This is a genomic window from Streptomyces sp. Je 1-79 (assembly GCF_025195125.1).
GTDB lineage: Bacteria > Actinomycetota > Actinomycetes > Streptomycetales > Streptomycetaceae > Streptomyces.
In genome coordinates this window covers 25,029-44,093 of the sequence record NZ_JAMGSL010000021.1, presented here as the reverse complement: position 1 = coordinate 44,093, position 19,065 = coordinate 25,029, and the positions used below count along the sequence as shown (strand labels likewise).

Below are 19,065 nucleotides of genomic sequence, written 5' to 3'. Positions count from 1 at the left end.
GCCCTCTCGACCACCCCCACCCCACAGGACACAGGAACAGGACCCGTCATGACCATCAACCCGCCCGAGCAGGACGAGGCCGTCGCCGGAACGTTCTTCCCCGAGGCCACGGTGAAGACCGACGCGATCGACCGGATCCACGCGCCCAACCCCGAGGAGTTCAAGCGCGAGTACGTCTACAAGCGCAAGCCCGCCGTCATCACCGGCCTGATGGACTCCTGGCCGGCCATGGAGCGCTGGAGCCTGGACTACTTCCGCGAGCACTTCGGCGACCTGGACATCCACGCCAACCTCCAGCGGCTCGACAACGAGCTGATCCTCGGCAACGTCGGCGGCTTCCGCGGGATGAAGCTGTCCAAGCTTCTCGACGAGATCGAGAACAACACCGACGAGGGCCGCGCCTACTACCTGCGGGCCTACCCCGTCCACCGGATGGTGGAGCACCACCCGGCGCTCGCCGACGACTACGACCTCCCGGACCTGGCGCCGAACTGGGCCGACATCCGCTTCAAGGCCGACTGGAAGACCGGCACGGCCAACCCCGCCAAGCTGCTCGGGCTGTACCTCGCCAAGACCTTCCTCAACCGCGGCGGCGGCAAGGGCGCCCCGCGCGCCACCGTCTCCTCCCGGGTCGCGGCCGTCATGTTCATCGGCAGCAAGGGCACCGTCACCCCCTTCCACAGCGACGGCATGCAGACCGCGGCCTACCTGAGCCAGGTCGTCGGCCGCAAGCGCTGCTACTTCGTCTCCCCCGACCAGCACGAGAAGCTCTACCCGCGCCCGTTCCGCCGCCAGTTCGGCATGGCCCAGGTCGACTACCGCCGCCCCGACCTGACGCGCCACCCGCGCTTCAAGGACGTGGTCGTGGAGGAGACCGTCCTGCACCCGGGCGAGACCCTGTACGTCCCCAGCGGCTACTGGCACGCCATCGAGGCCATGGACACCTCGATCTCGTACAGCCACCAGATCGTCGGCGAGGACAACGCGCTCGGCTGGCTGACCTGCATCCCCGAGCGCTACCTGGCGCAGATGTACTTCAAGTCCCAGGGCGGTCTGCGCAACGTGACCGGCGCCAAGGACTGGGACGACTGGGCCTGACGGTGACCACACCTGCGAGCACGGCCACCCCCGCGGGCCGGAACCTGCTGCGGGACCGCGACTTCCTGCTGTTCGCGGGCGGCCAGGGCGCCTCGGCACTCGGCGACGCGCTGAGCAAGACCGCCCTGCCGCTGCTGGTCCTGGCCCTCACCGGCTCCGGACTGCACATGGGTCTGATCGCCATGCTGTCGGCGCTGCCCATGATGCTGCTGGGCGTCCCCGCGGGCGCCTGGGCCGACCGCTTCGACCGGCGGCGGATGATGCTCTGGTCGGACGTCGGGCGCGCCCTGCTGGTCGCCGCGGTGCCACTGGCCGCGGTGCTCGGTCTGCCGATGCTGCCGGTGCTGTACGCGATCGCCGTGCCGGTCGGCGCGCTGTACGCCGTCTTCGAGGCGGCATGCCTGTCCTGCGTACCGTCGCTGGTCGGCCGCGAACGGCTCGGCGAGGCCAACTCGCTGCTGTCGATCGGCAACGCCCTCGGCTACATCGCCGGACCGGCGCTCGCCGGTGTGCTGGTGACGGGCATCGGCGGCGCCGGCACCCTGGGGGTCGACGCGCTCACCTTCGCGGTGTCGGCACTCACCCTGATGCTGATCCGCCGCCCGCTGCAGACCGCGCGGGAGCAGACGCCCGCCCCGATGCGCCGGCAGGTCCTGGAGGGGTTCCGGTTCATCGCCGGGCACCGGCTGCTGCGGGCGGCGCTGCTCTACTGGGCGGCGATCACCTTCTTCACGTCGCCGATCATCATCTGCGCCACGTACTTCATCCGCGAGGACCTCGGCTGGTCGCCCGGCGTGCTGGGGTCGATCATCGCGGTCTACGCCGTCGGCGCGATCGCCGGCGCCGTGCTCGCCTCGCGGATCAAGGAGGCCTCCGTCGCGGTCATGTGCGCCGGCACGGTCCTCGGCAGCGTCGCCCTGCTCGTCCTGAGCGGCACCGCGTCGCTGCCGCTGGCCCTCGGTGTCGTCCTGCTCGCGGGCGGCGGGGAGTCGCTCTCCGCGATCCTCTACAGCACCCTGCGGGCGCGGCTCACCCCGGACGAACTCCTCGGCCGCGTGACCACGACCGCGCAGGTCGCCGCGTTCAGCCTGAGACCCCTCTCCGTCCTGGTGGCCGGCATCGCCCTGGAGGCGACCTCCGGCTCCATGACCCTGGCCGTGATCGCGCTCTCCTGCATCGCGATCAGCGTCGCCTTCGCGAGCCGCATCCGCCGGCTCTCCGCACCCCCCGAACCCGTGACCCCCGAACCCACCACCCCCGTAACCCCCGAACCCACCCTCACGCGTCCCGCGATCCTGAAAGCCGAAGAGGTAGCGCCATGACTGTGACCACCGCAGAGCCCGACTACGTCGTCGTCGTCAACGACCAGGAGCAGTACTCGATCTGGCGGAGCGACCGTGATCTGCCCGCCGGCTGGCAGGCCGACGGGCCGACCGGCACCAAGGACGAGTGCCTCGACCACATCGAGACGCTGTGGACCGACATGCGTCCGCGCTGCGTGCGGGGCTGACCACCCGTCATGACGTGGCTCAGACGGCTCAGCGCCGGTGACGGAACCAGCCGGATCGTCTGCCTGCCCTACGCGGGCGGCAACGGGTCGATCTACGAGAGCTGGACCAAGTGGCTCCCCCCGGAGGTGGAGCTGTGGGCGCCCTACCTCCCCGCACGCGAGGAGCGGATGCTCGAAGCACCCGTCGAGGACATGGAACTGCTCGTCGGCACCCTGCTCGACGAGCTCGGCGGGGACGAGCGGCCGACCAGCCTGTTCGGGCACAGCTTCGGCTCACTGGTCGCCTACGAACTGGCCCGCCGGCTCCAGAAGCGCTCGCTCCCGGTCCGCGCTCTGGTCGCGTCCGGGATGCCGGCGCCCCAGACACTGCCCCCCAGGTCCGTGCCCACGGACGCCGAGATCCTCGCCAGCCTCCGTTCCCACGGGGTGGCACCGGCGGAGTTCTTCCAGCAGCCCGAACTCCTCGAACTCGTCATGCCCGGCATCCGCGCCGACTACGGCATGGCGATGGGCTACCGGTACCGGGAGGGCGAGAAGCTCTCGGCCCGGGTCTTCGCCCTCGGGGGCACCGAGGACGCCCAGGTACCCGCCGAGGCCCTCGCGGCCTGGGCGGAGCTGGCCCAGGGCGACTGCCCGACCCGGATGTGGCCCGGCGGGCACATGTACCTGCTGAGCCACGTCGAGGACGTCGCCACATTCGTGATCAACAGCCATAGGCAGTCAATCGAAGGATGAACATGGAAACGCGCAGGATCACCGTCCCCGGCGGCACGCTCCGGACCGCCGTCAGCGGCGCACCGGCCGGCCCCGCCGCCGTCATGGTCCACTCCGGCATCGCCCACTCACAGATGTGGACACCGCTGATGCGGGCGCTGGAGGACGAGATGTACGGCATCTCCTACGACTGCCGCTGCTTCGGTGAGTCCACCACGACGCTCGACGGAGAGTTCTCCGACATCGACGACCTCGGACACGTGCTGGACGCCTACGGACTGGAGTCCACCTACCTGGTGGGCGAGTCACGAGGGGCGCGGCTGGCCATCGACTTCGCGCTGGCCCATCCGGAGCGGGTCCGCGGGCTGTTCCTGCTCGCCCCCGACATCTCCGGGTACGACACCCCGGTCACCGACGCCGAGCGCCCGCTGTTCGAGGCGGTCGAGGCGGCCGAGGAGGCCTGGGACACCGCCGAGGCGGCCGACACCGCCCGGGCGGTCGAGGAACTCATCGCACACGAGGTACGGCTCTTCGTCGACGGACCGGGCCGCGCACCCGCGCCCGGGCGGGACGCCGTACGGGAGGCGGTCGCCGACATGCTCCGCCTCAACTACACGCAGCAGAAGGACACCCCGGACTTCGTGAAGGCCGAGCCCGCGGCCGAACGGCTGGAGAAGCTCGACCTCCCCGTCCGCGTGCTGGTGGGCGACGAGGACACCGCCGGCATGCGCGCCATGGCCGAGGAGATCGAGCGCGCCTGCCCGCGGGCCGGGCTCGTCCGGGTCCCCGACGCCGCGCACGCGCTCACGCTGGAGCACGAGGACACCGTCGTACGCGAACTGCGCACGTGGTGGCGCGAGATGCAGCGGACGCCGGAGACGGCCGCCTAACCATGGAAAGGGTCATGCGGTGAGCATGCTGAAGTCCCGGCCGCGTGCGGTCGACGCTCCTCCGTCCGTACCGCCGCCGGCGGGCGCCACGCCCTCCCGGCTCGGTGCGAGGCGGTTCGCGGGCACCTGGGCGGTCCTGGTCCTGCTCCTGGCCGTCTCCTTCTCGCTGGCGCACGGGGCGACCCGGCCGGCGCCCGACCGGGAGGCCGGCCGTGGCGCACTGGCCACCGCCCAGCAGCTGGAGGACCTCGGCACGCGGGTCGCGGCGAGCCCGCAGCTCTCCGACGCGCTCGACCTCGTCTCCCGTGACCTGAAGGCGATCGAGGGCCTGGAGGTGGAACGGCAGCGCGCCTCGGGCTCGTACCGCTTCCACGACCGCGCCGTCGACTACGGCGTCGAGAACGTGATCGCCCGCCAGCCCGGCGACGTGGACGACGCCCTGCTGGTGAACGTCCACGTCGACTCGGCGATGGAGGGCCCCGGCGCCGCCGACGACGGCATCAACGTCGGCGCGGTGCTCCAGGCCGCCCGCCAGCTGGCCGGACAGGACCACCACCGCACGGTCATCTACCTGTTCAACGGCGGCGAGGAGGTCGGCCTCACCGGCGCCGACGCCTTCACCCGGCACCCGTGGGCGGCGGACGTCCGCTGGTTCCTGAACCTGGAGGCCGTCGGATCGGGCGGACTGCCCATCCTGTTCCAGTCGGGCGAGGACGACGGCCGGCTGATCGAGCTGGCGGGCAACACCGCACGGCCCTACGGCTCGGTCCTCGGCCAGTGGCTCTTCCAGGCGGGCCTCATCAACTCCGACACCGACAGCCGGGTGTGGCGCGCCCAGGGCTGGTCGGGGCTCGACTACGCCCTCTTCGAGGACGGCTACCGCTACCACACGCCGAACGACCGGGTCGCCGGGATCGGCTCCGGTTCGGCGCAGGCGGTGACCGACCTGACCGTCCGGTTCGCCTCCGACGTGACCGGGGCCGCCGATCTGGGAGAGCCGAAGCCCGCCCCGTACTACTTCGACGTGCTGTCGCGCTGGTGGGTGACCCTCGACCCGCTGCTGGCCGAGACCGGCACCCTCGCGCTGCTGCTGGCCCTGGCCGCACTGACCTGGCGGGCCTGCCGGGTCTGGGGCGTCCGGCCCGGCCGGGTGGCCGCCACCGCGGGCGTCGCGCTGCTCGGTCTCCCGGCGGCCGTGCTCACGGGCGTCGTGCTCGGCGCGGCACAGTCCCTCGTAGGACCGCACTCCTGGTTCGCGCATCCGTGGCTGGTGTACGGGGTGACCCTGCCCCTCGTCGTCCTCGGCGCGCTCGCGCCCCAGCTGCTCCTGGAGCGCAGGCGCCGTCGCCGCACCTCGGAGGGAACCCGGCGGCCGGCGGCCCGCATCTCCCTTCTCGGCAACGCGTGGGCGGTCGCCCTGCTGGGCGCCCTCACCGCCTGGCTCGGTGTCGGGCCCGGCTATCTGCTGTGGATCGCCTCCGCCCTGCTGGCCGTGTCGATCGGCGGGTTCCTGCTGCTGCCGGGCCCCTGGCGGGCGGTGCCGCTGCTGGTGAGCGCGTTCGTGTCGTTCGTGCTGATCGCCCAGTTCGCCCGGAACCTGTTCGAGCTGGCGGTCCCGATGATGGGCCGGCTGCCGGCCGCCATCCCGATGGACGCGGTCGTCGCCGTGGCCTGCACCCTGGTCGCCGTCCCGCTGGCGCTGATCCTCGCGCCGTTCGCCGTCCACGCGGGCCGCCCGCCGCGCCGGACCGGCCTCGCCCTGGTGGCCTACACCGCCTGCGGGCTGCTGGCCGTCGGTCTCGTCCCGCCGTACGACAGCGCGCACCCCAAGCTGGTCAGCCTCTTCCAGGAGCAGACCGACGGCAAGGACCCGCGGATCGTGCTGGAGGGCCGCGACTACCTCACGCCCGAGAAGCTGGGCATCGTCGACCAGGTGGCGGGCGACACCGGGCTGCGGGTCCGCGACGGCGCGCTCGCCGCGCGGAAGGTGCCCGTACCGGAGGGGACCGTCTCCTTCGACACCGCCGGCACGACCGCACCCGTGCGGATCACCGTCGGCGCCAACCGTGCGGAGCTGGTCAGGATCACGGTGACGGGCCCCGGCCTCTCCGTCGGCGGCCGGCCCTTCGAGGGCGGCGAGGCGGTGGTCGACGTCGTCGGCCGCTTCGACGGCCACACGGTGACGGTCGACCGCTCGGGCCCCGTCGAGATCCAGGTCGACCAGGTGTTCCTGCGGACCGGCGAGGACGCCGAGAAGGCGCTGGCGGCGCTGCCGGAGTGGACGGTGGGGCACGCGAGGACGCTCGTCACGCGCACCTACGCGGATCCCCGTTCCTGACACGGGCCCGGTACGGCGGTGGGGCCGGGGGCGGTGGTCGTACGACCATCACCCCCGGCCCCACCTGCCGTGTCAGACGCCCTCGGTCCACGCCTCCGGCAGGCGGTAGTCCAGGTCGGCCTCGACGGTCGCCACGTCCATCTGGGCCTTCTGCAGCGAACCGGAGAAGTCCCAGTTCATCGACTGCCAGCGGGTGAACTGGTCGAGCACCCACACACCGGACTGGCGGCTGCCGTTGCCGGACTTGCCGTTCCCGCCGAACGGCAGGTGGGCCTCCGCGCCCGAGGTGGAGTTGTTCACGCTGACCATGCCGGCCCCGACGCCCTCCCGGAACCGGAACGCGGTGGCCGGGTCGCTGGTCCAGACGGCGGCGGAGAGGCCGTAACCCGAGGCGTTGGCCAGCTCGATCGCCTCGTCGAGCGTCCGGTACGTGGTGACCCCGACGATCGGCCCGAAGGTCTCCTCCAGGAAGATCCGGTCCGTGGACCGGACCCCGTCCACCAGCACCGGGTGGTAGTACAGGCCGTCCGACGGGTCGCCGACGAAGCCCTCCCGGGGCGCGTCGGCCGTGATCCTGCCGACGGCGCTCGAACCCAGGACCGTGTGGTGGCTTTCGATCCAGCCCAGCGCGGACTCGTAGGAGCGGGCGAACTTCTCGTCCAGCAGGGGCCCGTAGACGACGCCCTCGGACGGTTCGCCCACCGGCGCGGTCCGCACCGCCTCGGCGAACCGGCGCACGAACTCGGCGTGCACGTCCTCGTGCGCGATGACGGTCCCCAGCGAGGTGCAGCGCTGGCCCGCCGTGCCGTAGCCGGAGAAGAGCGCGGCCTGCACGGCCAGGTCGAGATCGGCGTCGGGCGCGACGACCATCGGGTTCTTGCCACCGAGCTCCAGGCACGGCGTCTGGAGGTGACGGCCGCACAGCTCGCCGATCTTCCGGCCGACCAGGGTCGAACCGGTGAAGCCGACCTTGTCCACCAGGCCCTCGCCCAGCGCGGCCTCCAGGCCCCCGAACGTCGTCTCGCCGTCGGCGTAGACCAGGTTGAGGACACCGGCCGGCACGCCCGCCCGCCAGGCGAGCTCGGCCAGGGCGCGCGCGGTCGCCGCGGCGTACTCGGCGGGCTTCCACACCACCGCGTTGCCGCACAGCAGCGCCGGGGCGAAGTACCAGGACGGAACCGCCACCGGGAAGTTCCCCGCGGTCACGATGACCGCCACACCGACCGGCATGCGGTAGGTGAACAGCTGCTTGTCGGGCATCTCGGACGGGACCGTGTGCCCGTAGAGACGCCGGCCCTCACCGAGGAAGAAGTCGCAGGTGTCGATGATCTCCTGGACCTCGCCGAGCGCCTCGGCGTACGTCTTGCCCACCTCGCGGGTGATCAGCCGGGCGAGGCCTTCCTTGTTCGCCTGTACGAGGCGCCCGAAGGCCCCCACGACCTGGCCGCGCACCGGGGCCGGCACCCGCGCCCACTCGCGCTGTGCCCGCCGTGCCGCCGCGCAGGCGTCCCGCATCTGTCCCGCGTCGGCCAGCTCGACCTCGGCGACCACGTCGCTCAGGCGTGCCGGGTTTCGGGAGATATAGGTGACACCGCTTCCGGGGGTCTCCTTGCCGTCGATCACCGAGTTCAGCGCAGTCGGAGCCGCCACCTGGAATTCCTCTCACCATGTCGAATGCGGGCGCGAGTATAGCCCGTTGACGTGCGCGGATCCGGGGTGCGAAAGCGGAAGCGGACCGTCAGCGGACCCGTCGGCTCAGCCACGGGGTGAGGGTGTCGTCCAGGACGAGCTCCTTGTACGTCTCGTCCCCGGGCAGGGGCACGACCAGCCACCAGCCGGGCGGGAAGAACCTGCCCTTCACATACGCCAGTCCGCCGTGGACCGAGCGGACGAAGGCCGGGACGGAGTCGCGGGGGATGTCCTCGAAGTCCACGCCGTCGACACGGATCCTCGCGTCGTCCTCGGGGAAGATCTGGACGGTGACCGCCGGGGCACCGCCGAGCTCGACGAAGGCCTCGTGCGGGAGCGAGCCGTCCGGGTCGAGGACGGCGAAGGCGCCCGCGGAGGTCCGCCGGGAGGTCTGGTCGGCACCGATGTCGTCGGTGACCGTCATCTCCAGGTCGTACTCCCGGGCGATCTCGCGGATCGCGGTGACGGCCGACTCGGTGGTCGGAAGATGAGGATGCGTCATGGGAACGATCATGCCCTGGCGCGGGCCGCTCCGGGCGGTTCAGCCGTTTCCGGGGAAGCGGAGGAACTCCGGGGGGACGGCGTCGGCCAGCCAGACACCGTTGGCGCTGACGTGGAAGACATGGCCGGCCCGGTGCATCGCGCCGGCGTCCACGCTCAGGACCACCGGGCGGCCCCGGCGGGCTCCGACCCGGGTCGCGGTCTCCCGGTCGGGGGAGAGGTGGACGTGGTGGCGGGCCATGGGCCGCAGGCCCTCCGCCCGGATGGCGTCCAGCCGGGCGGCGACCGTACCGTGGTAGAGGTACGCGGGCGGCTCCGCGGCCGGCAGGCCGAGGTCCACCTCGACGGTGTGGCCCTGGCTGGCGCGGATCCGCGATCCCTCGACCGCGAAGCGCTTCTTGTCGTTGGAGGCGACGACATGGTCCAGCTCGGCGCGGGTGATCGGGAAGCCGTGCTCGGCCGCCGCGCCCAGGAGCGCGTCGATCTCGGTCCAGCCGTTCGCGTCGAGGACCAGTCCGATCCGCTCGGGCTGGTGCCGAAGATGCTTCGAGAGGTACTTCGACACCTTCACGGTGCGTCTCTCGTCCATCGGTCTGTTCATGGCGCCAGCATGCCGGAGGGCGGATCGGACGACCAATGAATTCCCTCCGGATGTTTGATCCACAGCGAACTTGATTTATCCACAGGGGAATTGGCGATTCTGTGGACAACTCGCGTGATTTATCGACCCATTTGGTCTACTCCGCTCTCTTCATGGTGATTTGAGGCCAGTGCATCCAATGTCCTTGTCTGTACTTCGCGTTCGGCGGCCGCGGTGACGAACGCCGCCACGTTCTCGGCGCCAACCAGCCCCTGCACGGCCCGAATCGTCCCCGAAGGAAGGCTGACGGGACGCGCCTCGTCGTCGGGGACCGGCTGCGGTCCGGCGGACAGATGGTGCTGGAGGTGCCGGGTGGCGAACAGGCGCATCGCACGCGCCAGTTCGGCGTCCACGGTCTGCTGGGCGAGCGGCCTCAGCCTGCGAACCATCGCCGCCGCCTCGGCCGCGTCGGCGTCCGTCGGCGGTCGGTGCTCCAGATAGCGCGCGAAGACATGCTCGGTCGTGAACTCCAGGAAACGCGAGGCGATGTGCTCGACCTGGACGCGAAGTTCCCTCAGGTGCCCGGAGATGGCCGAGAGCGGGACACCCGCCTCGTACAACTCCGCGGCCACGGACAGCTCCTGGGGGCTCGGAACGAGGAACTCGTCCTCCCGGTCCGGGATCCGCTCCAGGACACCGAGCTCGATCGCCTCCCGGATCGCGTCCTCGTCGGGCTTGCCCCCGAACGCCGCGTCCAGATCCGCCCGGGAGATCCGGTCCGCCTCCTCGTCCGTCCACGGCCCGTCCACCTCGGCGACCAGCCCCAGGACCCCGCCGAGGCCCCGCCCCGCGTCCCAGGCCTCCAGCAGCTCCTTGATCGAGGCCAGCGTGTACCCGCGGTCGAGCAGGTCCGCGATCTGCCGCAGCCGCGCCAGATGTGTGTCCCCGTACACGTTGGACCTGCCCCTGCGCTCCGGGCGGGGCAGCAGGCCCCGGTCCTGGTAGGCGCGGATCGTCCGTACCGTGGCACCGCTGTGGTGGGCCAGATCCTCGATCCGGTACTCCACCGGGGACGTCTGCGCCGAGGGCGCCCCCTGTACTGACTGCTCCGACAAAGCCACTCCCACCCGCTCGCTCCTGCCACCCGATCGCGGTCCTGCGCGGGGAGCCCTCCCGCGAGGGATGGTACGGCCGCCGACAGGGACGGGGCACGACCGGCGGCCCGCTCCAGGGCGGCCGTCCGCCGCCCGCCCGGCCGGGCCCCCGCTCGTCCCGGCGTTCAGGCGGCCGTACGGCCCCTCACGCCGGCGGCTTCAGCCGGGCTATCGCCCGCAGCGCCCTCGGGGCGAACCGCGACAGGAAGTGCGCGCCGCGCGCCTCCGGGGTCACCGGGACGACCGCCTGATCGCGCACCACGGCGCGCAGGATCGCGTCCGCGACCTTCTCCGGCGGATAGTTGCGCAGACCGTAGAGCCGGGAGGCCTTCTTCTGCCGTCGCTTCTGCTCCTCCTCGCCCACCCCGGCGAACCGGGCCGTCGCCGTGATGTTCGTGTTCACGATTCCGGGGCATATCGCCGAGACCCCGATGCCCTGGTCCGCCAGCTCGGCGCGCAGGCACTCGCTCAGCATCAGCACGGCCGCCTTGGACGTGCTGTACGCCGGCAGCGCGCGGGAGGGCTGGAAGGCCGCGGCGGAGGCGGTGTTGACGATGTGGCCGCCCTGGCCGCGCTCGACCATCTGGCCGCCGAAGATCCGGCAGCCGTGGATGACACCCCAGAGGTTGACGTCGAGGACCTTCTTCCAGTCCTCGCCGGTCGTCGCGAAGAACGAGCCCGAGAGACCTATCCCCGCGTTGTTGACGAGGACGTCGACGACTCCGTACTCGCTCGCCACCTTCGCCGCGAGCTTCTCCATCGCCTGCTCGTCGCTGACGTCGACGGTCTCGCCCCGGGCCTCGGGGGCGCCGATCAGCCGGGCCATCTCCGCCGTACGCTCCGCGCCCACGCCGTCCCGGTCGACGGCGACGATCCGCGCGCCGGCCTCGGCGAACGCGAAGGCGGTGGCGCGACCGATGCCGCTGGCCGCGCCGGTGACCAGGACCAGCCGGCCGCCGAACCGCTCGGCGTACACGGGGTCGGCCGTGCTCTTCGCCGCCGTGCTCGGTGCCTTGGTGGCCGGGTCCTCGTTCGCCCGGACGAAATCGGTGATCCAGGCGGCCAGTTGGTCGGGACGGGTGCGGGGGACCCAGTGCTTTGCGGGCAGGGAGCGCCGGGTCAGGTCGGGGACCCAGCCGGCGAGGTCGTCGTAGAGCCGCTCGGACAGGAACGCGTCGCCGGTGGGCGTGATCAGCTGCACCGGCACGTGGGCGTAGGCGTCGGCGCGCGGACGGCTCAGCCGGGGGCGGACGTTGTCCCGGTAGAGCCAGGCGCCGTGCGCGGCGTCCTGGGGCAGCGAGGGCGTCGGATAGTCGCCGGCCGGGACCTTCTCGATCCGCTCCAGGAGCCTGGGCCACCGCTTGCCGAGTGGGCCGCGCCAGGCGAGCTCGGGCAGCACGGGGGTGTGCAGCATGTACACGTACCAGGACTTGGCGCCCTGGCCCAGGAGCTGGCCGACCCTGCGCGGGGTGGGCCGGGTCATGCGCTTCTTGATCCAGTGCCCGAAGTGGTCCAGGGACGGGCCGGACATCGAGGTGAAGGAGGCGATGCGGCCCTCGGTGCGGGGGACGGTCGCGAACTCCCAGCCCTGCACCGAGCCCCAGTCGTGCCCGACCAGGTGCACGGGCCGGTCCGGGCTCACCGCGTCGGCGACGGCCAGGAAGTCGTCCGTCAGCTTCTCCAGGGTGAACCCGCCCCGCAGCGGTGCCGGCGCCGTGGACCGTCCGTGGCCCCGGACGTCGTACAGCACCACGTGGAAGCGCTCGGCGAGCCGGTGCGCGACCTCCGACCAGACCTCCTTGGAGTCCGGGTAGCCGTGCACGAGCAGGACGGTCGGCCGGCCGGCGTCGCCCAGCTCGGCGACGCACAGCTCGATCCCGCCCGTACGGACCCGGCGCTCGCGCGCCCCCTGCAACCCTGCCGTCGTGCCGCTCGGTCCCGCCGTCATCCCGCCGCCCCCTCTTCGTTCCAGCGCCGCACGTGCGGCAGGTCGTCGTCCAGCCAGAAAGCGCTCTGCTCGGGGTCCTTGGAGTCGGTGACCACGAGGATCTCCTCGAACTTCGCTCCCGTACCTCGGAATCCGAGGTGCGGCTCGACCGCCCACAACCCCGGTTGGGGCGGGTGGTCGGAGAACGTGTACGGCGACCAGAGCGGCGACCAGCCGTCGCGGTGGCCGTGGATCGCGTCGCTCGCCAGGCCCTTGAGCGACTGGGTCCCGAAGCCGAAGAGGGTGGGGGACCAGCGGCGCTCCCTGACCCGGTCGATCTTGTGGGCGATCACGCCGAAGGGATACGCGCGGTGCCGGTTGGCGTACCCCTGGCGGACCATGAGCCGGTCCACGTTCTCGTAGATCTCCCGCAGCGAGCGGCGCTCGCGCACTTCGGTCAGGATCAGTTCCCGGTGGGCCCGGAGGTCGGCGAGCAGCTTGTCGTGGACCGGGTTGAGGCCCAGGCAGCCCGAATAGCCGATGTCCGAGGTGTAGCCCTTGTACACGGGGGCCATGTCGAGGATGAACGGCATCCCCGCCTCCAGGCGCCGGTTCGTGGGGAAGAACTGGAGCGGGATCCTGAAGCCGACGAAGGCGGTGCGGTCGCCGAACCAGGCGAAGGGCCGGTGGAACCAGTCCCGCACGCCCCGCTCGTACAGCCAGTCGCGCTGCATCTTCGCGGCCTCGCGCTCGGTCACCCCCGGTCTGAGCTGCGCCGCGACGGCCTCCGCGCACGCGTAGGAGAGACGCTGCACTTCCCGGAACCCCCGCAGATCCGCGGTCAGTTCGCTCGTCACTGCTGAGGTCATGCCACCCGTCCGTCCCGTGAACCTAGGTGTGCGCTACGTGTTCGTAACTTGACACTGATGAATGTGACAATGCCCGGCGGCTGCGTCAAGGGGTGTGCGGCAGGCTGTGGAAAACTCGGGGGCGTGATCGGCTGACGAGCGACTTTGGTCTCGACTCCCTTACGGGTCCGTACGTCTGGAGTCGTACACGGATCGAGCCGTTGGGCTGACGACTCCTGTGGTGCACGCCACTACCGTCGAAGCGTGACTGTGATCGCCACCGAAAGCCTCAGCAAGCGGTTCCCCCGGGTGACCGCTCTCGACCGGCTCTCCCTGGACATCGGGCCCGGTGTGACCGGACTGGTGGGTGCCAACGGAGCCGGTAAGTCCACGATGATCAAAATCCTGCTCGGACTGTCCCCCGCCACGGAGGGCCGCGCCGAAGTGCTCGGCCTGGACGTCGCCACCTCCGGCGCCCAGATCCGTGAGCGCGTGGGATACATGCCCGAGCACGACTGCCTCCCGCCGGACGTCTCGGCCACCGAGCTCGTCGTCCACATGGCGCGGATGTCGGGCCTGCCCGCCACCGCGGCCCGCGAGCGGACGGCCGACACCCTGCGCCACGTCGGTCTGTACGAGGAGCGGTACCGCCCCATCGGCGGCTACTCGACCGGCATGAAGCAGCGGGTGAAGCTGGCCCAGGCGCTGGTCCACGACCCGCAGCTGGTCCTCCTCGACGAGCCGACCAACGGCCTGGACCCGGTCGGCCGCGACGAGATGCTCGGCCTGATCCGCCGGGTCTGGACCGACTTCGGCATCTCGGTCCTCGTCACCTCCCACCTCCTGGGCGAGCTGGAGCGGACCTGCGACCACGTCGTCGTCATCGACGGCGGCCGGCTGCTGCGGTCCAGTTCCACCAGCGACTTCACGCAGATCACCACGACCCTCGCGGTCGAGGTCACCGACTCCGACACCCACCCCGACGGCTCCCAGGCCGTGCGCGCCGCGCTCACCGCGGCGGGCGTCACCCTCCACGAGGGTGTCGAGGACGGGCTGCCGGGCGCCGGCCACATCCTCCTGGTGGAGGCCGCGGGCGAGGAGACGTACGACCTCGTCCGCGACACCGTCGCCGACCTCGGCCTCGGTCTCGTACGGATGGAGCAGCGGCGCCACCACATCGCCGAGGTCTTCCGCCCCGACGCCCAGCAGCAGCAGGAGGAGGTGCCGGCGCGATGAGCTCCCAGGCCCCCGAGACCACACAGATCCACAACATCGGCTACCGCAACTACGACGGGCCGCGCCTCGGCCGCGCGTACGCGCGCCGTGCCCTGTTCTCGCAGTCGCTGCGCGGCGCGTACGGACTGGGCCGCAGCGCCAAGTCCAAGGTGCTGCCGATGATCCTCTTCGCCGTCATGTGCGTGCCGGCTCTGATCATCGTCGCGGTGGCCGTCGTCACCAAGGCGTCCAAGCTGCCGCTGGACTACACCGCCTACGCGATCTACCTCCAGCTGGTGATCTGCATCTACCTGGCCGCCCAGGCCCCTCAGTCCGTCTCGCGCGACCTGAGGTTCCGCACGGTCCCCCTCTACTTCTCCCGCCCGATCGAGCGGGTGGACTACGTCCTCGCGAAGTACGGCGCGATGGCCTCGGCCCTCTTCGTCCTGACCGCCGCGCCGCTGGTGATCCTCTTCGTCGGCGCGCTGCTCGCGAAGCTGGACTTCTCCGACCAGGCCGCGGGCTTCGGCCAGGGGCTCGTCTCCGTGGCCCTGCTCTCGCTCCTCTTCGGCGGCATCGGCCTGGTCATGGCGGCACTCACCCCGCGGCGCGGCTTCGGCGTCGCCGCCGTCATCGCGACGCTGGTGATCTCCTACGGCGCGGTCTCCACGCTCCAGGGCATCGCCTACGGCACGGACAACATCGACGCCATCCAGTGGATGGGCCTGTTCTCGCCGATCACGCTCATCGACGGGGTGCAGACCGCCTTCCTCGGTGCCGCCACCTCCTTCCCCGGAGGGGAAGGCGCGGGACCGGGCGCCGGAGTCGGCGTCGTGTACCTGCTGGTCGTCCTCGCGCTCATCGCCGGCTCGTACGGGGTCCTGATGCGCCGCTACCGAAAGGTCGGGCTGTGACAACGCTCAACATCGACCACGCCTCGCGCTGGTTCGGCAATGTCGTGGCCGTCAACGACGTCACCATGACCATCGGCCCGGGCGTCACCGGTCTCCTCGGCCCCAACGGCGCCGGAAAGTCCACCCTCATCAACATGATGGGCGGCTTCCTCGCCCCCTCGACCGGCACGGTCACCCTCGACGGCGAGGCGATCTGGCGCAACGAGTCCGTCTACCGGCAGATCGGCGTCGTGCCCGAGCGGGAGGCGATGTACGACTTCCTCACCGGGCGCGAATTCGTCGTCGCCAACGCGGAGCTGCACGGCCTCGGCGACAAGGAGGCCCAGCACGCGCTGGCCACCGTCGAGATGGAGTACGCGCAGGACCGCAAGATCGCCACGTACAGCAAGGGCATGCGGCAGCGCGTGAAGATGGCCTCCGCCCTCGTCCACGACCCGTCCGTGCTCCTGCTCGACGAACCGTTCAACGGCATGGACCCGCGCCAGCGCATGCAGCTGATGGACCTGCTGCGCCGGATGGGCTCCGCGGGCCGCACGGTGCTCTTCTCCTCGCACATCCTGGAGGAGGTCGAGCAGCTCGCCTCGCACATCGAGGTGATCGTGGCCGGGCGCCACGCCGCCTCCGGCGACTTCCGCAAGATCCGCCGGCTGATGACGGACCGGCCGCACCGCTATCTCGTACGGTCCAGCGACGACCGGGGGCTCGCAGCCGCGCTCATCGCCGACCCGTCCACGGCCGGCATCGAGGTCGACCTCGCCGAAGGCGCCCTGCGCATCCAGGCGGTGGACTTCGGCCGCTTCACGGAGCTGCTGCCCCGGGTCGCCCGGGCGCGGGGGATCCGGCTGCTGACGGTCTCGCCGTCGGACGAGTCCCTCGAATCGGTCTTCTCGTACCTCGTAGCGGCCTGAAAGGAGCCTGACCGATGTACAACCCCACAGTCGCCCGGCTCACCTACCGGGCCCTGCTCGGCCGCCGGCGGGCGCTGATCCTCTTCGCACTGCCCGCCCTCCTGCTGGTGATCGCCGCCGCGGTACGGGCGTTCAACGGCGCAGACGACCAGGTCGCCGCCGACGTCCTCGGCGGATTCGCGCTCGCCACGATGGTGCCGCTGATCGGCGTCATCGCCGGAACGGGCGCGATCGGCCCGGAGATCGACGACGGTTCGATCGTCTATCTGCTGTCCAAGCCGGTGAAGCGGCCCTCGATCATCTTCACCAAGCTGATCGTCGCGATCGCGGTGACGATGGTCTTCTCCGCGGTGCCGACCTTCCTCGCCGGCATGATCCTCAACGGCAACGGGCAGCAGGTGGCGGTCGCCTACACCGTCGCGGCGCTGGTCGCCTCCATCGCGTACAGCGCGCTGTTCCTGCTGCTCGGCACGGTCAGCCGCCACGCCGTGGTCATCGGCCTGGTCTACGCGCTGGTCTGGGAGGCCCTGTTCGGCTCGCTGATCTCCGGCGCGAAGACGCTCAGCGTGCAGCAGTGGGCGCTCGCGGTCGCCCAGAAGGTCAGCGGCGAGGGCCTGGTCACCTCGGACGTCGGCCTGCCGACGGCGGTGGCGCTGCTGGTCGGCGTGACGGTCCTCGCGACCTGGTACGCGGGCCAGAAGCTGCGGACGCTGAAGCTGGCGGGCGAGGAGTAACCGCTCGACGAGCACCGAGGCCCCCCTTGCGGGGGCCTCCGGCGTTTCACACCTTGCGGTCCCTGGCGGCGAGCAGTCCCACCACCAGGGCGGCCGCGCAGACGCACAGCACCAGGACGATCGGCACCGTCCACGAGCCGGTCGCCTGGTGGACCGCCCCGGCGGTCAGCGGTCCGGCCGCCGCCATCAGATAACCGACGGTCTGGGCCATCCCGGAGAGCCGGGACGCGGTCACCGCGTCGCCCGCCCGCAGCACGATCAGGGTGAGGGCGAGGCCGACCGCCCCGCCCTGTCCGACGCCGAGGAGCGCGGACCACAGCCAGGCACCCTCCACGGGCGCGACCAGCAGCCCGGCGTAACCCGCCGCGACCAGCGCCGTGACGAGGACGACCAGCGGGCGCTGGCTCCGCATCCGGCCCGCGAGCAGCGGCACCGCGAAGGCGCCCGCCACCTGGGTCAGGGTGTTGAAGGCGAACATCACGCCGGCCGTCGAGCGGCTCATGCCGTGGTCCGTGAAGATCGTCGGCATCCAGGCGATCAGGACGTACGTCCAGAGGGACTGCAGGCCCATGAAGAGGGTCACCTGCCAGGCGAGCGCCGAACGCCAGACACCGCGCGCGGGCGCTCCGGAAGCGGCCCGTGCCTCGGGCGCGGAACGGCTCCCGTTCGTCGTACGGGCCCTGGTGAGCAGTACCTGCGGCAGCCAGGCCAGCGCGGCGACCGCCGCCAGCAGCGACCAGAAGGCGAGGGACGCCTCCCAGCTCCCGCCGAAGGCCTCCTCCAGCGGCACGGACGCCGCCGCGACCACCGTCGCGCCCGCGATCATCGCGCCCGTGTAGAGCGAGGTCATCGACGCGGCCCGGTCCGGGAAGTCCCGCTTGATCAGGCCCGGCATCAACACGTTGAGCAGGGCGATCGCCGTGCCGACCAGGACACCGCCGCCGTACAGCGCGTACACCGACGGCAGGACCCGCACGAGGATGCCCGCCCCGAGCAGCACCAGCGCCGCGAACAGCACCGGCTCGACGCCGAAGCGCCGCCCCAGCCACGGCGCGACCAGCGCGCCCGCCCCGAGGAAGAGCACGGGCACCGACGTCACCAGCGAACTGGCCGTCGACGACAGGCCGTAGTGCGCCGCGATCTCACCCACCAGCGGGGCCACGCTCGCCAGCGCCGCCCGCATGTTGAGCGAGGCCAGCACGATGGCGGCCATGAGCAGCAGCGGGTGCGCGAGCGCCACGCGCCGCCCCACGCCCCCTCGCGCGCCGGGCAGAACCTCCGCCCCCGCATCGAGCACCGGCCCCGTGGACCCGCCCCGTGCGTCGAGCACCGGCCCCGTGGACTCCGCCCCCGCCCTCACCGCGACTCCCCCGTCAGCGCCGCCACCGTCTCCATCGGCACGCGCAGCAGCTCGCGTGCCTGCGCCTCCGCCGCCTCCGCGTCCCCCGACTCGATCGCCGCGATCAGCGCCTCATGGGCGTCGATGTCGACCGGCGGCATCTCCCGGTCGCCGAGCGCGTCCACCAGCACCTCGTGCACCTGGGTGGAGAAGAAGCGGTACACCTCGGTGAAGGCCGCGTTGTGCGTGGCCGCGACGACGGCCAGGTGGAAGGCCAGGTCCGCGTCCGCGTCCCGGTCGCCCTCCTCGCGCAGGGTCGTCAGGGCCGCCCGAAGCCGCAGCAGGTCGTGGGTGTCCCGCCGTACCGCCGCGAGGCGCGCCGCCTCCGCCTCCAGCGCCACCCGCAGCTCCAGGACGTCCCGTGCCCCCGCATGGCACATGCCACGCAGGACGGCAGCCGGGTCGGCGGTCGAACGGACGAACGTGCCGTTGCCCTGACGCGATTCGAGGAGCCCGGCATGGACCAGGACCCGTACCGCCTCGCGGACCGTGTTGCGGCCGACGCCCAGCTGCTCGGCGAGCTCGTGCTCGGTCGGGATGCGGTCGCCGACCGTCCACACCCCCTCCGCGAGCTGCTCCCGCAGCTGCTCGACCACCGAGTCCACCAGCGAGGTCCGCCCCGCCGCCTTCAGCGCCATCACCACTC

General features: G+C 71.7%; 18 protein-coding genes. 10 read left to right on the top strand and 8 right to left on the bottom strand.

What is annotated here, in order from left to right:
• Positions 1-48 precede the first annotated feature (48 nt).
• Genes M5362_RS31625 through M5362_RS31600 form a run of 6 tightly spaced genes read left to right on the top strand, consistent with a single transcriptional unit; the run spans position 49 to position 6,550 of the window.
• The gene (locus M5362_RS31625; RefSeq protein WP_260231312.1) at positions 49-1,098 is read left to right on the top strand and encodes a cupin-like domain-containing protein; all 1,050 of its coding nucleotides are present in this window, start codon (positions 49-51) and stop codon (positions 1,096-1,098) included.
• Positions 1,099-1,100: 2 nt separating this feature from the next.
• Entirely contained in the window at positions 1,101-2,420 is a 1,320-nt protein-coding gene (locus M5362_RS31620; protein ID WP_260231311.1) for an MFS transporter, read from the top strand.
• Positions 2,417-2,608 (top strand): MbtH family protein, encoded by a 192-nt coding sequence (locus tag M5362_RS31615; protein WP_260231310.1) that lies wholly within the window; start codon positions 2,417-2,419, stop codon positions 2,606-2,608. Before M5362_RS31620 ends, M5362_RS31615 begins: the two co-directional genes overlap by 4 nt.
• 9 nt (positions 2,609-2,617) lie before the next feature.
• Complete coding sequence (locus M5362_RS31610; protein ID WP_260231309.1) at positions 2,618-3,343, top strand: thioesterase II family protein; 726 nt, start codon at positions 2,618-2,620, stop codon at positions 3,341-3,343.
• A 2-nt stretch (positions 3,344-3,345) separates the two neighbouring features.
• The gene (locus M5362_RS31605; RefSeq protein ID WP_260231308.1) at positions 3,346-4,212 is read left to right on the top strand and encodes an alpha/beta fold hydrolase; all 867 of its coding nucleotides are present in this window, start codon (positions 3,346-3,348) and stop codon (positions 4,210-4,212) included.
• A 25-nt stretch (positions 4,213-4,237) separates the two neighbouring features.
• Positions 4,238-6,550 (top strand): M28 family peptidase, encoded by a 2,313-nt coding sequence (locus M5362_RS31600; protein WP_260231357.1) that lies wholly within the window; start codon positions 4,238-4,240, stop codon positions 6,548-6,550.
• 72 nt (positions 6,551-6,622) lie between these two features.
• Here the strand turns inward: M5362_RS31600 and M5362_RS31595 are convergent, their stop codons facing one another.
• The 6 genes from M5362_RS31595 to M5362_RS31570 form a co-directional block, all read right to left on the bottom strand.
• Positions 6,623-8,200: an aldehyde dehydrogenase family protein gene (locus tag M5362_RS31595; RefSeq protein ID WP_260231307.1), complete on the bottom strand. Its 1,578-nt coding sequence runs from the start codon at positions 8,198-8,200 to the stop codon at positions 6,623-6,625.
• A gap of 88 nt (positions 8,201-8,288) precedes the next feature.
• Entirely contained in the window at positions 8,289-8,741 is a 453-nt protein-coding gene (locus M5362_RS31590; RefSeq protein WP_260231306.1) for a hypothetical protein, read from the bottom strand.
• A gap of 39 nt (positions 8,742-8,780) precedes the next feature.
• Entirely contained in the window at positions 8,781-9,329 is a 549-nt protein-coding gene (locus tag M5362_RS31585) for an RNA 2'-phosphotransferase (RefSeq protein WP_260231356.1), read from the bottom strand.
• 131 nt (positions 9,330-9,460) lie between these two features.
• Positions 9,461-10,441, bottom strand: coding sequence for a MerR family transcriptional regulator (locus M5362_RS31580; RefSeq protein ID WP_374214559.1), 981 nt, complete (start codon positions 10,439-10,441; stop codon positions 9,461-9,463).
• A gap of 178 nt (positions 10,442-10,619) precedes the next feature.
• Positions 10,620-12,422 carry an SDR family oxidoreductase gene (locus M5362_RS31575; protein WP_260231303.1) on the bottom strand — a complete coding sequence of 601 codons (1,803 nt, stop codon included), beginning with the start codon at positions 12,420-12,422 and terminating at the stop codon, positions 10,620-10,622.
• Positions 12,419-13,270: a M24 family metallopeptidase gene (locus tag M5362_RS31570; protein ID WP_260231301.1), complete on the bottom strand. Its 852-nt coding sequence runs from the start codon at positions 13,268-13,270 to the stop codon at positions 12,419-12,421. Before M5362_RS31570 ends, M5362_RS31575 begins: the two co-directional genes overlap by 4 nt.
• A 249-nt stretch (positions 13,271-13,519) precedes the next feature.
• Here M5362_RS31570 and M5362_RS31565 point away from each other — a divergent pair, with 249 nt between their 5' ends.
• The 4 genes from M5362_RS31565 to M5362_RS31550 are packed head-to-tail and all read left to right on the top strand — an operon-like array spanning position 13,520 to position 17,020.
• On the top strand, positions 13,520-14,485 hold the full coding sequence (locus M5362_RS31565; RefSeq protein WP_260231354.1) for an ABC transporter ATP-binding protein: 966 nt from the start codon (positions 13,520-13,522) through the stop codon (positions 14,483-14,485).
• Positions 14,482-15,378 carry an ABC transporter permease gene (locus tag M5362_RS31560; RefSeq protein ID WP_260231300.1) on the top strand — a complete coding sequence of 299 codons (897 nt, stop codon included), beginning with the start codon at positions 14,482-14,484 and terminating at the stop codon, positions 15,376-15,378. Before M5362_RS31565 ends, M5362_RS31560 begins: the two co-directional genes overlap by 4 nt.
• Positions 15,375-16,286, top strand: coding sequence for an ABC transporter ATP-binding protein (locus tag M5362_RS31555; protein ID WP_260231299.1), 912 nt, complete (start codon positions 15,375-15,377; stop codon positions 16,284-16,286). Before M5362_RS31560 ends, M5362_RS31555 begins: the two co-directional genes overlap by 4 nt.
• A gap of 14 nt (positions 16,287-16,300) precedes the next feature.
• A complete protein-coding gene (locus M5362_RS31550; protein ID WP_260231298.1) occupies positions 16,301-17,020 on the top strand; it encodes an ABC transporter permease in 720 nt (239 codons plus the stop codon).
• A 46-nt stretch (positions 17,021-17,066) separates the two neighbouring features.
• Here the strand turns inward: M5362_RS31550 and M5362_RS31545 are convergent, their stop codons facing one another.
• Both M5362_RS31545 and M5362_RS31540 read right to left on the bottom strand, forming a co-directional pair.
• Positions 17,067-18,317, bottom strand: coding sequence for a CynX/NimT family MFS transporter (locus M5362_RS31545; protein WP_374214558.1), 1,251 nt, complete (start codon positions 18,315-18,317; stop codon positions 17,067-17,069).
• A gap of 59 nt (positions 18,318-18,376) precedes the next feature.
• Complete coding sequence (locus M5362_RS31540) at positions 18,377-19,057, bottom strand: FadR/GntR family transcriptional regulator (RefSeq protein ID WP_260231297.1); 681 nt, start codon at positions 19,055-19,057, stop codon at positions 18,377-18,379.
• Positions 19,058-19,065 lie beyond the last annotated feature (8 nt).

Bases quoted from the DNA above. Each gene is read 5' to 3' on its own strand.
- M5362_RS31575 (WP_260231303.1), bottom strand. From the start codon at position 12,422: ATGACGGCGGGACCGAGCGGCACGACGGCAGGGTTGCAGGGGGCGCGC.
- M5362_RS31600 (WP_260231357.1), top strand. From the start codon at position 4,238: ATGCTGAAGTCCCGGCCGCGTGCGGTCGACGCTCCTCCGTCCGTACCG.
- M5362_RS31615 (WP_260231310.1), top strand. From the start codon at position 2,417: ATGACTGTGACCACCGCAGAGCCCGACTACGTCGTCGTCGTCAACGAC.
- M5362_RS31550 (WP_260231298.1), top strand. From the start codon at position 16,301: ATGTACAACCCCACAGTCGCCCGGCTCACCTACCGGGCCCTGCTCGGC.
- M5362_RS31625 (WP_260231312.1), top strand. From the start codon at position 49: ATGACCATCAACCCGCCCGAGCAGGACGAGGCCGTCGCCGGAACGTTC.
- M5362_RS31570 (WP_260231301.1), bottom strand. From the start codon at position 13,270: ATGACCTCAGCAGTGACGAGCGAACTGACCGCGGATCTGCGGGGGTTC.
- M5362_RS31590 (WP_260231306.1), bottom strand. From the start codon at position 8,741: ATGACGCATCCTCATCTTCCGACCACCGAGTCGGCCGTCACCGCGATC.
- M5362_RS31540 (WP_260231297.1), bottom strand. From the start codon at position 19,057: ATGGCGCTGAAGGCGGCGGGGCGGACCTCGCTGGTGGACTCGGTGGTC.
- M5362_RS31560 (WP_260231300.1), top strand. From the start codon at position 14,482: ATGAGCTCCCAGGCCCCCGAGACCACACAGATCCACAACATCGGCTAC.
- M5362_RS31585 (WP_260231356.1), bottom strand. From the start codon at position 9,329: ATGGACGAGAGACGCACCGTGAAGGTGTCGAAGTACCTCTCGAAGCAT.
- M5362_RS31605 (WP_260231308.1), top strand. From the start codon at position 3,346: ATGGAAACGCGCAGGATCACCGTCCCCGGCGGCACGCTCCGGACCGCC.
- M5362_RS31610 (WP_260231309.1), top strand. From the start codon at position 2,618: ATGACGTGGCTCAGACGGCTCAGCGCCGGTGACGGAACCAGCCGGATC.